General features: G+C 70.9%; 13 protein-coding genes and 1 pseudogene. 4 read left to right on the forward strand and 10 right to left on the reverse strand.

The genetic code is table 11. The annotated features are described in order from the left end of the window. The first annotated feature begins 171 nt into the window (after window positions 1-171). A complete protein-coding gene (locus tag SY2F82_RS02695) occupies window positions 172-591 on the forward strand; it encodes a Fur family transcriptional regulator (protein WP_200417278.1) in 420 nt (139 codons plus the stop codon). Window positions 592-726: 135 nt separating this feature from the next. On the opposite strand, the gene SY2F82_RS02700 is transcribed toward SY2F82_RS02695, so the two are convergent. Beyond that, a complete protein-coding gene (locus SY2F82_RS02700; protein WP_200417279.1) occupies window positions 727-1,056 on the reverse strand; it encodes a hypothetical protein in 330 nt (109 codons plus the stop codon). Between the two features lie 137 nt (window positions 1,057-1,193). Further along, the gene (locus tag SY2F82_RS02705; protein ID WP_200417280.1) at window positions 1,194-3,089 is read right to left on the reverse strand and encodes a multicopper oxidase family protein; all 1,896 of its coding nucleotides are present in this window, start codon (window positions 3,087-3,089) and stop codon (window positions 1,194-1,196) included. Window positions 3,090-3,251: 162 nt separating this feature from the next. On the opposite strand from SY2F82_RS02705, the gene SY2F82_RS02710 reads away from it, so the two are divergent. Together SY2F82_RS02710 and SY2F82_RS02715 are read left to right on the forward strand one after the other, a co-directional pair. After that, window positions 3,252-4,400 carry a sensor histidine kinase gene (locus SY2F82_RS02710; RefSeq protein ID WP_236041167.1) on the forward strand — a complete coding sequence of 383 codons (1,149 nt, stop codon included), beginning with the start codon at window positions 3,252-3,254 and terminating at the stop codon, window positions 4,398-4,400. Then, window positions 4,397-5,053, forward strand: a complete 657-nt coding sequence (locus tag SY2F82_RS02715) for a response regulator transcription factor (protein WP_200417282.1) — start codon at window positions 4,397-4,399, stop codon at window positions 5,051-5,053. The genes SY2F82_RS02710 and SY2F82_RS02715 overlap by 4 nt, the downstream gene beginning before the upstream one ends. Here the strand turns inward: SY2F82_RS02715 and SY2F82_RS02720 are convergent. From SY2F82_RS02720 to SY2F82_RS02730, 3 genes are all read right to left on the reverse strand, one after another. Beyond that, on the reverse strand, window positions 5,050-5,883 hold the full coding sequence (locus SY2F82_RS02720) for an isoprenyl transferase (protein ID WP_200417283.1): 834 nt from the start codon (window positions 5,881-5,883) through the stop codon (window positions 5,050-5,052). The genes SY2F82_RS02715 and SY2F82_RS02720 overlap by 4 nt on opposite strands. A gap of 109 nt (window positions 5,884-5,992) precedes the next feature. After that, window positions 5,993-6,739, reverse strand: coding sequence for a DNA repair protein RecO (recO, locus tag SY2F82_RS02725; RefSeq protein ID WP_200417284.1), 747 nt, complete (start codon window positions 6,737-6,739; stop codon window positions 5,993-5,995). 44 nt (window positions 6,740-6,783) lie between these two features. After that, complete coding sequence (locus SY2F82_RS02730; protein ID WP_200417285.1) at window positions 6,784-7,005, reverse strand: hypothetical protein; 222 nt, start codon at window positions 7,003-7,005, stop codon at window positions 6,784-6,786. A 364-nt stretch (window positions 7,006-7,369) separates the two neighbouring features. Here SY2F82_RS02730 and SY2F82_RS02735 point away from each other — a divergent pair. Next, a pseudogene (locus tag SY2F82_RS02735) lies at window positions 7,370-7,739 on the forward strand (Scr1 family TA system antitoxin-like transcriptional regulator); the annotation flags it as partial. A 98-nt stretch (window positions 7,740-7,837) separates the two neighbouring features. Here the strand turns inward: SY2F82_RS02735 and SY2F82_RS02740 are convergent. The 5 genes from SY2F82_RS02740 to SY2F82_RS02760 all read right to left on the reverse strand — a co-directional run bounded on the left by SY2F82_RS02740 (window position 7,838) and on the right by SY2F82_RS02760 (window position 12,497). Beyond that, entirely contained in the window at window positions 7,838-8,581 is a 744-nt protein-coding gene (locus SY2F82_RS02740) for a methyltransferase domain-containing protein (protein ID WP_200417286.1), read from the reverse strand. A 29-nt stretch (window positions 8,582-8,610) separates the two neighbouring features. Next, window positions 8,611-9,102 carry a hotdog domain-containing protein gene (locus SY2F82_RS02745; protein WP_200417287.1) on the reverse strand — a complete coding sequence of 164 codons (492 nt, stop codon included), beginning with the start codon at window positions 9,100-9,102 and terminating at the stop codon, window positions 8,611-8,613. Window positions 9,103-9,204: 102 nt separating this feature from the next. Continuing rightward, complete coding sequence (locus tag SY2F82_RS02750) at window positions 9,205-10,152, reverse strand: VCBS repeat-containing protein (RefSeq protein WP_200417288.1); 948 nt, start codon at window positions 10,150-10,152, stop codon at window positions 9,205-9,207. 334 nt (window positions 10,153-10,486) lie between these two features. Continuing rightward, entirely contained in the window at window positions 10,487-11,488 is a 1,002-nt protein-coding gene (locus SY2F82_RS02755; protein ID WP_200417289.1) for a DUF6879 family protein, read from the reverse strand. A gap of 40 nt (window positions 11,489-11,528) precedes the next feature. Continuing rightward, window positions 11,529-12,497: an SCO2521 family protein gene (locus tag SY2F82_RS02760; RefSeq protein ID WP_200417290.1), complete on the reverse strand. Its 969-nt coding sequence runs from the start codon at window positions 12,495-12,497 to the stop codon at window positions 11,529-11,531.

Below are 12,497 nucleotides of genomic sequence, written 5' to 3' on the forward strand. Positions count from 1 at the left end.
GCTGGCACAATGGCCCGGCAGGGCACAGACGTGCGGCGCGAAGAGCCCAAGGGGCGCGCCGGTGCTGAGGTCGTGGGCTCGCGGAGGCCCCGAGGGCTGAGCACCGTCACGGTCTCGGCACCCGCTCGCAGCGCCCCGCAGGCGAACGAGCCGTCAAGAAGGAGGCAACCGGTGACCACCGCAGGACCGCCCGTGAAGGGCCGCGCCACCCGGCAGCGTGCCGCTGTCGCGGCGGCCCTCGACGAGGTCGACGAGTTCCGCAGCGCGCAGGAGCTCCACGACATGCTCAAGCACAAGGGCGACTCGGTGGGCCTGACGACGGTCTACCGCACCCTGCAGTCCCTCGCCGACGCCGGCGAGGTCGACGTCCTGCGCACCTCCGACGGCGAGTCCGTCTACCGCCGCTGCTCGACCGGCGAACACCACCACCACCTGGTCTGCCGCGTCTGCGGCAAGGCCGTCGAAGTCGAGGGCCCCGCGGTGGAGAAGTGGGCGGAGGCGATCGCGGCAGAGCACGGTTTCGTCAACGTCGCCCACACGGTGGAGATCTTCGGCACGTGCGCGGAGTGCGCGGGCGCCTCCGGCGACTGAACGCGAGGCCCTCGTGGCCGACGGCTTCGAGCGCCCGCCGGTCGGGCCCCCGCCGTGTCATCGGTCCCGGTTCCGGGTCGGAGCCGGGGCGGCGCCCGGCACGACAGCGGGCTCAGGGCGACATGGCTCCCCGGTTCACGCACGAGTAGGAACCGTCGTCGTTCCGCCCCACGCTGTCGTACGACCGGCAGTGCAGCATCGGGGCGAGCGTCCACATCCGCAGCACGACGAGGCCGGCGAACAGGGCCGCGACCGCCCACCCCGCGTACGACGGTCGCAGCCGAGCACCGTTCCGCCGACGGCGAGCAGCACGGCGAACACCAGCGCGCCCACGGTCATCGGTGCCCCGTTGTCCAGCAGGCCGGAGACCGTCTCCGTGTCGGTCGTGACCATGGAGCCGAAGAACACCACGAGCCCCGCGCAGCCGAAGGCGACGACCGCCGCGCAGCCTCGGACGACGCTCATACGCGGGTCAGGTGGCGGTCCAGCAGGGCCCGCAACCGGTCCACGTCCTCCGGGGTGCGCGCCCCGCTTAGAGTCCCGAACAAAATGGGAGCCCGGCTCGTGCTCCCATTTTGTTCGGGACTCTTGGGCCGTGATGGTCACTCAGGCTGGTTCGCGGTCGCGCGGCCGGTCTCGTAGGGGCTCTCATAGCCCTCGTAGGCCACGTGCATCGTCATCCCGGCGCCGGCGTGGGCGAGGTTGTGGCAGTGGTCCATCCACATCCCCGGGTTGTCGGCACGGAACGCCACCTCGTAGCGCTCGCCGGGAGCCACATTCAGGGTGTCCGCCCACCAGGGGCTGCCGGAGACGGCGTGGCCGTTGCGGCTGAGCACGAGCATCCGGTGGCCGTGCAGATGCATCGGATGGTCGCCGAAGCTGCGGTTGACGAACGTCGTCCTGACCAGGTCTCCGGTACGCACCGCCAAGGTCGGCACGTTCGGGAACGTCCTGCCGTTGATGGTCCAGCGCAGTGTGAAGCGGCCGTCGTAGAAGCCGAAGCTCTGGCCGAGCACCACCGTGTAGGCGCGGTCGAACCGGGCCTTGTCGAAGGGCGTCGGGGCGGGCCTGCCGTAGGAGGCCGGGTCGAAGTCCGGACCGGACGCGACCGGGGTCGGCTCACCCCCACCGGTCGGGGACAGCAGCACTCCGGCGTCCCCTCGAGCGAGCCGCAGCTGAACGGGACGCTCGGGCATGGTGAACGTGAGGTCGTACCGGCCGCCGCCGGGGACGCTGATCCGCTCGTTCCCCAGCGGGGTGGGGCCGTTGAGGTCCGTGCCGTCGACGGCGGCCACGGTGAAAGGCGCCCCGGAGAACGCGAAGGTGCGCAGATGGCTGTCGGCGTTGATCAGGCGGAGGCGCACCTTCCGGCCCGGCTGAACCGCCTTGCGCGACACCGATCCGGACGGGGCACCGCCGGCCAGGGACAGCGCGGTGACGTTCCCGTCCCGGGAGGGCCAGCGATGTGAGACCACGGCCAGGTCCTCTCCTGCGGCGGACGACCGGGCGGGTTCGACGATCAGGGCGCCGAACAGCCCGCGCTCCACCTGCTCGGCCGACTGCTGGTGCGAGTGGTACCAGAAGCTGCCCGCCCGGTCGGCCACGAACCGGTAGACGTGCCGGCCACCGGGAGGGACCGCGTCCTGCGTCACTCCGGCCACGCCGTCCTCCGCGTTGGGCACGTCCACGCCGTGCCAGTGCACCGTCACTCCCGCCGCGACATCCCGGTTGACGAGCGTGACCTCGACCAGCTCGCCCTGCCGGACGCGCAGCTCGGGGCCGGGCAGCCGCCCGTCGAACGTCCACGCCTCGACCCGCTGTCCGGAGGCGAGCGTGGTCGGGGTGCGCCGGGCGGTCAGCGTGAAGCGGCGGTCCGGCTCGCGGTCCCGGGGTCCGGTCAGAGTCGATATGTCGGTGCCGTGCGTGCCGTGCTCGTGCCCCGTGCCGTGCGAGCCGTGGGAGGCCATCGGCATCCGGTCGGGGAGCCTGCTCGCCGCCGCGGACCACCCGCCCGCCGCCACCACGGCGAGCGCGGCGCCCGACACCACCAGCGCCTTCCATCCCGGCGCCAGCCGGCCACCGGCCATGAGGGCCTCCCACTTCCGTGCGGCCGACGCGAACACCAGCAGCAAGGTCGGTACGACCACGGCCGGGACGAGGTACGGCGGTGCCGGCGGGCTGAACGTCACGAAGAGGTGCTCGGCGGCCGCGAACGCCGCGGTACGCACCCGCCACACGGCCGGACGACCGCGCGGCGGCGCCAGGCACACGGCCGCGACCAGCAGCGGCAGCACGAGGGGGACGAAGTCGGCTGCGAGAAGCCGGTCGACCGACACGAGCACCGTCCCGGCGACGAGTCGCAGCGCCACCGGCAGCAGGGCGAGGAGCAGCAGGACCCCGCGCAGGCGCGGCGCACGCGCCCCCAGGGCCGCGGCCGTGCCGTACAGCAGCACCAGGCCGAGGGCCGCGGAGAAACCGAGGATGAAGAAGACCACCATGGGGCCCGATGCTCCCGGCCCGGGGCACTCGCCCGCGTCCGCCGGAGCCGGTAACTTCGCCCTGCTGCGGGCGGGTTACGCATACCGTACGAGTTGTATCGTCCGAATACCTCACAGGGCGGATTCCCGCGCATGCCCCTGCAGTCGACACTTGACCGCGTGATGAACCGCGTCGGGATCCGCAACGCCCTGCCTGCCGTCTCGGTGGCGACGCTGACGCTGGTGTTCGCGGCCGGCGGCATCGGGCCCTCGGGCGGTGACGACCGGCCGGTGGATGCCGGAGCGGTCGCGCTGGCCGTCGGCTGCGCCGTCGCGCTCGGTCTGCGCACCCGTCTCCCCTTCACCGCGCTGCTCGCCGCCGATGGGATCACGCTCGGCTGGCTGGCCGCGGGCTACCCCGGACGCCTGATCACACTCAGCGCACTGATCACGTGCTACACCGTGACGGCGCGCCGCGGCTGGCGGTGGGGGGTCGCCGGCGCACTGGTGTGCCTGGCCACCACATCGGTGGTGACGAAGGTGTGGCTGACCGGGTCCTGGTTCGACGACCGGTCCTTCAACGGGGCCGCCCTCATCGTCGCCTCGTTCGCGCTGGGCGCCGCGATCCACTACCACCGCGCCTTCGCCGCCGGGGCCAGGGCGCACGCCGAACAGGTCGCCCAGGCGCGCGCCGAGCAGGCCAGGCGCGAGGTCGCCGAGGAGCGGCTGAGGATCGCACGCGAACTGCACGACGTGTTCGGGCACACCATGGCCGCGATCAGTGTGCAGGCCGGGGTCGCCGTCCATGTGATGGAGCGGCGCCCCGCGCAGGCCGCCGAGGCGCTCACCGCGATCAAGCGGATCAGCGACGAGGGACTTGACGAGGTGCGCACCCTGCTGGGCGCGTTACGCGGCGTTCCGTCCCCGGCCGCACCGGAGTCCGTGGGTCTGGCCCGGGCCGACCGCCTGCTGGAGACGCTGAAGTCGACCGGGGTGCACACCGAGCTCACGGTGCGGGGCGCCGTCAGACCGCTGCCCGCGGCGACCGACCTGACCGCCTACCGGGTCCTTCAGGAGTCCCTGACCAACATCCGCCGCCACGCCCACGCCACAGCGGTGCGCGTGGCCGTCGACTACGGCCCCTCGCGGCTGGACCTGACCGTGACCGACAACGGCCGGGGCGGAACGCCCGACGGCCGCGGCAGCGGAATCGAGGGCATGGCCGCCCGCGCCGACGCCCTGGGCGGCTCCCTTTCCGCGGGCCCGCAGCCGGGCGGCGGCTTCGCGGTGCGCTGCTCGCTGCCCCTCGTCCCCCCTGAGGAGGCTTCATGATCCGGGTGCTCATCGCCGACGACCAGGCCCTGGTGCGCGGCGGTTTCCGGGTGCTGATCGAGACGGAGCCGGACATGACCGTGGTCGCCGAGGCCCGGGACGGTGACGAGGCCGTCGCACTGACCCGTGGCGAACGCCCCGACGTGGTGCTCATGGACATCCAGATGCCCGGCACGGGCGGGCTGGCCGCCACCCGCCTCATCACCGGGGATCCGGCACTGGCCGGGGTGCGGGTGCTGATCCTCACGACGTTCGACCAGGACGACTACCTGATGGACGGGCTGGATGCGGGAGCCAGCGGTTTCCTGCTGAAGAATACCGAGCCGGCCCAGCTGCTCCACGGCATACGCCTGGTCGCGGGCGGCGAGGAACTGCTCTCGCCCGGGCTGGCCCGGCGTCTGCTCGGCGGCCGCCGCCCGCACGTGGATCCCGGTGTCTTCGCGCACCTGACCGACCGGGAACGTGAGGTGGTCGCCCTCGCCGCCCAGGGCCTGAGCAACGACGAGATCTCGGCGACCCTCCACATCAGCCTGGCCACGACGAAGACCCACGTCAGCCGGGCTCTCACCAAGCTCGACGCCCGTGACCGCGCCCACCTGGTCGCCCTGGCCTACCAGCAGGGGCTCATCACTCCGGGCCCGGAGCGGCTCTAGGCCTGCTCGCCCTCCATCGCCAGCAGCTCCTCGTTCGGGATCGCGCCGCCGAAGCGGCGGTCGCGGGAGGCGTACTCGACGCACGCCCGCCACAGGTCCCGCCGGTCGAAGTCCGGCCACAGCACGTCCTGGAAGACCATCTCGGCGTAGGCACTCTGCCACAGCAGGTAGTTGGAGGTGCGCTGCTCGCCGCTCGGGCGCAGGAACAGGTCGACGTCCGGCATGTCCGGGTAGTACAGGTGCTTGGCGACCGTCTTCTCGTTGACCTTCGACGGGTCGAGCCGGCCGGCCTTGACCTCCTCCGCGATGGCCTGCACCGCGTCCGCGATCTCCGCGCGGCCGCCGTAGTTCATGCAGAAGTACAGCGTGAGCCGGTCGTTGCCCTTGGTCTGCTCCTGGGCGACCTGGAGCTCCTTGGCGACGGACTTCCACAGCCGGGGCATACGGCCCACCCAGCGCACCCGCACGCCCAGTTCGTCGAGCTGGTCGCGGGTCTTGCGGATGAAGTCGCGGTTGAAGTTCATCAGGAAGCGGACCTCGTCGGGCGAGCGCTTCCAGTTCTCGGTGGAGAAGGCGTACAGCGAGATGCTGCCGACGCCCATCTCGATCGCGCCCTGCAGCACGTCCAGCACCCGCTCGGCACCGACCTTGTGTCCCTCGGTGCGCGGCAGCCCGCGCTGCTTGGCCCACCGCCCGTTCCCGTCCATGACGATCGCCACGTGGTTCGGGATCAGCTCCCCGGGGAGCTTCGGAGGCCGCGCGCCGGACGGGTGCGGCTCAGGCGTCCTGTACTCCCGGCGCTGGCGCCCCAGAAACCCGCGTACGGCCATGTGCTTCTCGCTCCTCGGTTCTTCGGTCTGTTCGCTCTGTCGCTCTGTCGCTTTGTCGCTGTATCGCCGTGTCGGTCTGCCGCTCCGACAACTGTGACGCCGCGTCGCTCTACTGTTCCACGTACCGGAGCGAGCGCAGCCCCCGCTCCAGGTGCCAGTGCAGATACGCCGACACGAGCCCGCTGCCCTCCCGGACGTACCGCGCCTCGCACGCGTCCGCGGTCTCCCAGTCTCCCGTCAGCAGCGCGCCGAGCAGTTCCAGGGCCTGCGGCGAGGGTACGACGCTGCCGGGCACCCGGCAGTCGGCGCACACGGACCCGCCCGAGGCGACCGAGAAGAAGCGGTTCGGCCCCGGCATGCCGCACTTCGCGCAGTCGCCGAAGCTGGGCGCGTAGCCGTTGACGGCGAGTGAACGCAGCAGGAAGGCGTCCAGGACGAGGTGCGGCGCGTGCTCACCACGGGCGAGCGTCCTCAGGCCCCCGACCAGCAGCAGATACTGCTGGACGGCCGGCTCCCCCTCATGGTCGGTGAACCGCTCGGCGGTCTCCAGCATGGCGGTCCCGGCGGTGTACCGGGCGTAGTCGGTGACGATCCCACCACCGTAGGGGGCGATGGTCTCGCTCTGCGTGCACAGCGGCAGCCCCCGCCCGACCAGCTCGCTCCCGCGCGCGAAGAACTGCACGTCCACGTGCGAGAACGGCTCCAGCCTGGCCCCGAACTTCGACTTCGTCCGGCGCACCCCGCGGGCCACGGCGCGTACACGTCCGTGACCCCGCGTGAGCAGCGTGATGATCCGGTCCGCCTCACCCAGCTTCTGGGTGCGCAGCACGATGCCGTCGTCGCGGAACAGACTCATGGGGTCCATTCTCGCCTACGGCGGACCCGCCTCGGGCCGGGTCCTCAAGGGACCTCACCGCGGCTGCGTGCGTTGGCGTACGCGGTGGCGGCCCGCAGGCGCTCGGCCGGTGTCGCGGGGCGCACGGCCTCCGGTTCGACGTCCCACTCCTTGCCCCCGCCGTACGGTCTCAGCTGTACGTAGGGGCCCTCGTGCCCCATGACGATGCCCACCCTCCCGGTGCGGGTGTCGACGGCGTACGACCCGATCGGCGGCTTCTTCTTCATCGCGCCTCCGCCGCCGGCCGCGCCCGCAGCGCCTCCGCGAGCCGGGCGGCGACGTCGACGGAACAGCCGCCCGATTCCACCAGCGGACAGGGAGTCTCCCGCGCCAGACTTGCCGGGTCGAGCCGGAGCGACGGCAATGTGATTCCGGCGCTCGCGAGCGCAGCCCGCAATTCCTTCACTGTCTCCTCCGCCTCTTCGACGCGGTGCGCCGAGTCTCGTCCCCCGAGTGATACGTGTACTGCAGTCACCGTGCTCCCCTTCCCCGTGCAATTTCACGCTTCGCATCTCCATGGTGACGCTCTGCATCTACACTCGACAGGTGTCTGTGCCCTACAAGTGCGAGGCAGCAGGGGTGCGTTGAGCCATGGCCAACGGTGCGCGGCAGGCGGCGTGGGAGTTCTTCGGTACCGAGCTGAAGCGGCGACGGGAGAACGCGGGGTTCACCCAGGCGGCTGGGGGCGCGTGTTTTCGTCTCGGGCGGCCACATCGGCCAATTCGAACAAGCGATTCGCAAACCGCAGTTGGATGTGGCACAGCGGATCGACGAGGTCCTGCAAACCGAGGGCTTTTTCGAGCGGACGTGGCGAAAGCTCATTGATGACGCGAGATATGCGGATTATTTCGCTCAGGTGGTTGAGCTCGAGCGGACGGCGACGAAGAACTGCGAGTTCGCGCCGACGTTGGTGCCGGGGTTGCCGCAGACGGCGGAGTACGCGAGCGCGGTGACGCTCGCCGACCCTACGATCTGCCCAGGGCCGCCGCGCTCTCGCCTACGGCGTCCCTGGCTCTGATCGAGGCCGCCTGGACGGCGTTCGTGCGCGGACACCGCGGGTCAGCGGTCGGACACGAGCAGCCGGTACCCGACGTCGATGCTGTCGAGCGTGAGCAGCTCGGCGTGGCGTGTGTGCCAGCGGCCGGTCGCCAGGTCCTCCGCGAGCCGGGTCAGGCCGGGCGCGAGGGCGTCTTCGCCGGTCTGGGCGAACAGGGAGACTCCCGCCCGCACCTGCGGGTCGAGGTAGGCGCTGGGGCGGCGCCAGTATGCGGCGCCGAATCCGTCCGCGCAGTCATGGGGAACCCGGACCGGTTCCTGGCGCGCCCCACCGAGCAGGTCAGCCAGTCGGTCGGTGGGGACGGCGCGGGTGTCGTCGAACGCGGCCGCCTCCGGCAGGTACTCCCGTACGAGCCAGAACCGCTCGCGGAAGATGCGCTGGTCCCAGGTCAGGATGACGATGCGGCGGCGGGCGACCCGGCGCAGTTCCTTGATTCCGGCCGCCAGGTCGGACCAGTGGTGGACGGTGAGCAGGGCCATCACGGCGTCGGCGGCACCGTCACGCAGCGGGAGGCGTTCCGCGACGGCCTGCACGGCCGGTGCGGATCCCGGCGGGCGCTGGGCGATCATGACCTGGCTGGGTTCCACCGCGAGGACCGTCTGCGGCGGTTCGTACGAGCCGGTGCCCGCGCCGACGTTGATCACGTCCCTGACGTCGCCGAGTGCGGTGCGGATCTGCGCGCCGATCCGCGGATCAGGCTGCCGTGTCCGGGCATACGTCGCGCCGAGCGTGTCGTAGGTCGCCATGCCGGTCAGTCTGCCCAGCAGGCGCGGTCTCAGGCGTCGCCCGTCCGCCCGAGGATCTCGCGCACTCCCTGGTCGCGCACAACGCCCGTGCTGTCCCCGCGCAGCACCTCGTCGCCGTCCTGGTTGACGATCACGATGCCGAACTCGATCTTCATCCCGGCCCGTTTCCGTTCCAGTGCCCGCACTGTCACGTGTGCGGTGATGGTGTCCCCTTCCCAGACGGGCTTGAGGAACTCCCAGCTCATCCGACGGGCGATGTAGTCCAGTCGGCCGCCGATCTGCGTCGCCAACGAGGCTGTCAGCAGCCCGTGCGCCATGACCGGCCCGTCAGCCGGGATGTGGTGGCGCCCCTCGTCGCCCACCAGGGAGGCGAAAGCCGCGATGTCCTCAGCCAGAATGGTGCGCTCCGCCGTGAGAACCTGCCCCACCGCCAGAGCGGACGCCTTGTTTGCTCCACGAGTGTGGATATCACCGTTCTGGGACATGTCCTCCCCTTCGTCTTCGGTCCGGATCGGTGTCACCTTGAGTGGCTGACACGGGCAGGTTCAGTTCCCAGGAGACGCCGAACCGGGCCGTCACCGAGGTGGAGGCAACGGCCCGTCCGGTCCTGTCGGTACGTACCGCTACAGCAGGTTGTAGACCTGGAACCCGCTGCCGATCTTGACCGGCTTCTGGTAGACGGACTGAGCGTTGCCCGTGCCCGAGTACCGGAGCAGGTCGCCGTTCGGCTTGCGAGCGATCAGGTCCGGCTTTCCGTCGGCGTCGAGGTCGCCGACCGACAGCAGCCGGTCGTACGTGTTCCAGCCGCCGCCGATCCTCGTACGGGGCGCGAAGGGGGCCGTGTAGTCGCCCGTGCCCTTGTAGAGCCAGAGAACGCCGGACTTGTCCCGGGCGACGATGTCGGCCTTGCCGTCACCGGTCAGGTCACCCTGGCCGGCGATCTGGGTGTACTGGCCCCAGCCTTGGCCGATACGTTTCCGCGGGGCGAGCTTTCCGTCCGGGTGGGCGAGGTACTCCCACAGAGCACCGGCCTTGTCGACGCCGATGAGGTCGGCCTCCTTGGCTCCGCCGAGGTCTCCGGGGGAGAGGACCGTGGTGTAGATGCTCCAGCCCGTGCCGACATGGTTGGTGTGCATGTCGAGGTGGTCATCGATCCACTGGTAGTCCAGCTTCCCGTCCTTGTAGAGGTACCAGGTGCCGTCGCTCCACCCGTCCTTGTCGTTGTCGACGTCGATCGAGTCGGCGAAGGCTTCGAAGGTGACCCCCACGTCTTCGCGGGGCTCGAAACCGCCCTTGCGGTCCGTGAAGTACAAGTACAGCTCGGCGGTCCGCCTGTGAACGGCGGTCAGCGGGAAGCTGGGCGTCTGCACCGGGCCGTCCGCACGGACGCGCGGCCCCAGGCTCTGTACGTCGTGGGCCTGGTGCCGGGGCCCGGATGCGGCACGCGTCCGGGCGGCCCCGGCCGGGTCGCCGGAGGCGAAGGCCGTACCGGCCGTGGCGGCCAGCACGGCCGTGACGGCGGTGGCGGCCAGTGCGCTCCGGAACGCACGACGACGTCTGACGACGGTCATGAAGATCCCCCTGTGATCTGCTCAACGGCACTTGGTCATGTGCCAGCGGTGATCAAGCGTCCCACAAGTCCCTCACAGGCTCATCGGAATTGCCTCGTTGACGACCGATCTCGCGTACGAGTCGTACGACCTCGAGCTGATTGACCCGTGCTTCCCGGTGCGCTTGTATCCCCGAGCGGGCTCGAAGAGGGCTTCGGTGTCGTCTCACGTGATCCGTCGATCAGCGCCGACGGGCGGTACTACCTCGCTACGACGTCCGGAGCAACGCCGCACGGAGCAACGCCGCACGGAGCAGACCGTGGACGCTGCGGCGTGCGACGCGCGGCCGTACCCCTCAGCCGGACGCGGCGGTCGGTGCGGGCAGCGGGTCCGGTCCGGTGGGCTCGGTCGCCTCCCACAGGACGTTGAACCGCTTCATGCGCTCCTGGACGTGCTCGGGTGTCATCTTCAGGAGTGTCTTGGCCGGTACGACGTCCACGTCCGGCTCTATCTCGTAGCAGAGCTGCCCGTCGAAGACGATGAAGTCGTTCGTGAGCGTGAGACGGGCCCGCTGCGGCAGTTCCGAGCGGACCGCGATGCGAGCGTCGATGCCGAGGTCCCGCTGGCTGCGGCAGAGGTCCTCCAGTTCCTCGGTGCGTTCGAGCGGATTCTTCACGAGGAACAGCCGCCGCACCCGCACTCCCCGCTTCACGGCCTCTTCCTGTGCCTTCAGGTAGCGGTTGGCGGGCTCGCTGGTCCAGAAGTCGCGGTCCACGGGGGTGCTGGTGGCCTCCAGGGTGCGGGCGCAGCACGCGGTGAGGGCGATCAGCCAGTCGTGCTCCTCGCCCGGGCGGTCCGTGCTGCCACGGCTGAGGCTCTCCATCGTGGACGCGAGCTGGGCGATCCGGTCCTGGGCGAAGTCCTTCACCAGCTGTGACTCCTGGCGGCCCACATGCGTGTAGGCGCGCGCCAGCCGCGCCACGCCGTCGGACCGCAGCACCGAGCGGTCCACCTCGCTGAACAGCTCGGTCGCCTCACTGATCCGGACGAAGGCCCCCTCGACCTCCCTGCGCATCTCGAGGTGGTACTTGTCCAGGCCCTGCTCCATCGAGTTCAGCCGCTGCTCGAAGTCCACGAGGTACTGGATGATCAGTGCCGCGCCACCGAGGACGACGGACACGGTCAGCTGCCACACCCCGTTCTTGTCCTGGTTCAGGACGTTGGTCAGGAAGTAGGTGGCACCGGCCACCACCGCCGTGACCAGTGTCTTCCGTAACAGGTTCGGTGAGCGCTGCCCCTCCTCGCTCCTCGACGCCCTGCGTGCGTCCCCTGATGACGCTCCTGACGCTCCTGTCATGTCGGTCTCCCCCGTCCCGATTGTCGGTTCGTGCCGCCCTTCAGCGCGTGCTCAGCGCTTCGTGCAGCAACGGAATGGCCTGGACGGCCAGTTGGTCGCGGATGCGCTGGACCAGGGTCTGCCACTGACGGGTGAACCCCGGCTCCCGTTCCAGCACGTCCCACAGGTGACCCAGTGTGCGGTCCACGTGTGCGCGCGGCATCCACACATGCAGCAGGTGATCGACGGCCGGGCGCAGCGCGAGGACGGCCGAGGGGCCGTCCGCCGCACCGAGCCGGCTGCTGTCCAACATGTGCACGACGGTCGTCAGCAGCCAGTCGTGCAGGGCGAGGTCCTCGCACAGGCCGGCGGCCGCGGCGGCCGGCACGTCCTCCGGAAGCCTCAGTTCCACGGTGCGCAGCCCGTGCTCGGCGAGGGTGAAGCGCTGAAGCGACGGTCCCTCGCCCTCGGGGGCGCGTCGCGCGACCCAGCGCAGATGGGTGCGCCGGGACTTGAAGGGTGCCTTGTGGTCGAGCAGCGGGTGGCGCAGCAGTTGGGCGAGCAGGCCCTCGGCGATCATTCCGAGGTCGAGTTCGCCGCGTGCGCCGCCGCGCAGGACGCCTTCGGCGGTGGCCTGTTCGGGGAGCTTCCCGAAGGGTTCGACCAGGCCGGGCCTGACCAGGTAGTGGCCCCAGGGACGGCGCGTGTCGGGGCCGGCGGACGGGGCGCTGAAGTAGGCGGTGGCCTGCAGGACGCGGCCCTCGGTGAGCGCGGCGCGGGCGGCCACGGTGCCGACGCCGCGCACCTTGGCGCCGTTGGAGGTGGGCAGCCGGCAGTCCACGCCGGTGAGGACGTCCGGGGACAGCGCGTACAGGTTGGGCCGCTCGGAGACCCGGACGTGTTCGTCGGCGCGCAGCCTCAGCAGCTGGGCGGCGGCCCGGCCGTCCAGTGCGTGGAAGGACGGCAGCAGACAGGTCCGCACCTCACCGCAGGCGAGCACCGGGCGCGCCGACTGTCCCCCGGCCGGCAC

Source organism: Streptomyces sp. Y2F8-2, assembly GCF_014905555.1.
Lineage (GTDB): Bacteria > Actinomycetota > Actinomycetes > Streptomycetales > Streptomycetaceae > Streptomyces > Streptomyces cynarae.

Coding starts and splice junctions, on each gene's coding strand:
- SY2F82_RS02700 (WP_200417279.1), bottom strand. CDS start 1,056: ATGAGCGTCGTCCGAGGCTGCGCGGCGGTCGTCGCCTTCGGCTGCGCG.
- SY2F82_RS02705 (WP_200417280.1), bottom strand. CDS start 3,089: ATGGTGGTCTTCTTCATCCTCGGTTTCTCCGCGGCCCTCGGCCTGGTG.
- SY2F82_RS02710 (WP_236041167.1), top strand. CDS start 3,252: ATGAACCGCGTCGGGATCCGCAACGCCCTGCCTGCCGTCTCGGTGGCG.
- SY2F82_RS02715 (WP_200417282.1), top strand. CDS start 4,397: ATGATCCGGGTGCTCATCGCCGACGACCAGGCCCTGGTGCGCGGCGGT.
- SY2F82_RS02720 (WP_200417283.1), bottom strand. CDS start 5,883: ATGGCCGTACGCGGGTTTCTGGGGCGCCAGCGCCGGGAGTACAGGACG.
- recO (WP_200417284.1), bottom strand. CDS start 6,739: ATGAGTCTGTTCCGCGACGACGGCATCGTGCTGCGCACCCAGAAGCTG.
- SY2F82_RS02730 (WP_200417285.1), bottom strand. CDS start 7,005: ATGAAGAAGAAGCCGCCGATCGGGTCGTACGCCGTCGACACCCGCACC.
- SY2F82_RS02740 (WP_200417286.1), bottom strand. CDS start 8,581: ATGGCGACCTACGACACGCTCGGCGCGACGTATGCCCGGACACGGCAG.
- SY2F82_RS02750 (WP_200417288.1), bottom strand. CDS start 10,152: ATGACCGTCGTCAGACGTCGTCGTGCGTTCCGGAGCGCACTGGCCGCC.
- SY2F82_RS02755 (WP_200417289.1), bottom strand. CDS start 11,488: ATGACAGGAGCGTCAGGAGCGTCATCAGGGGACGCACGCAGGGCGTCG.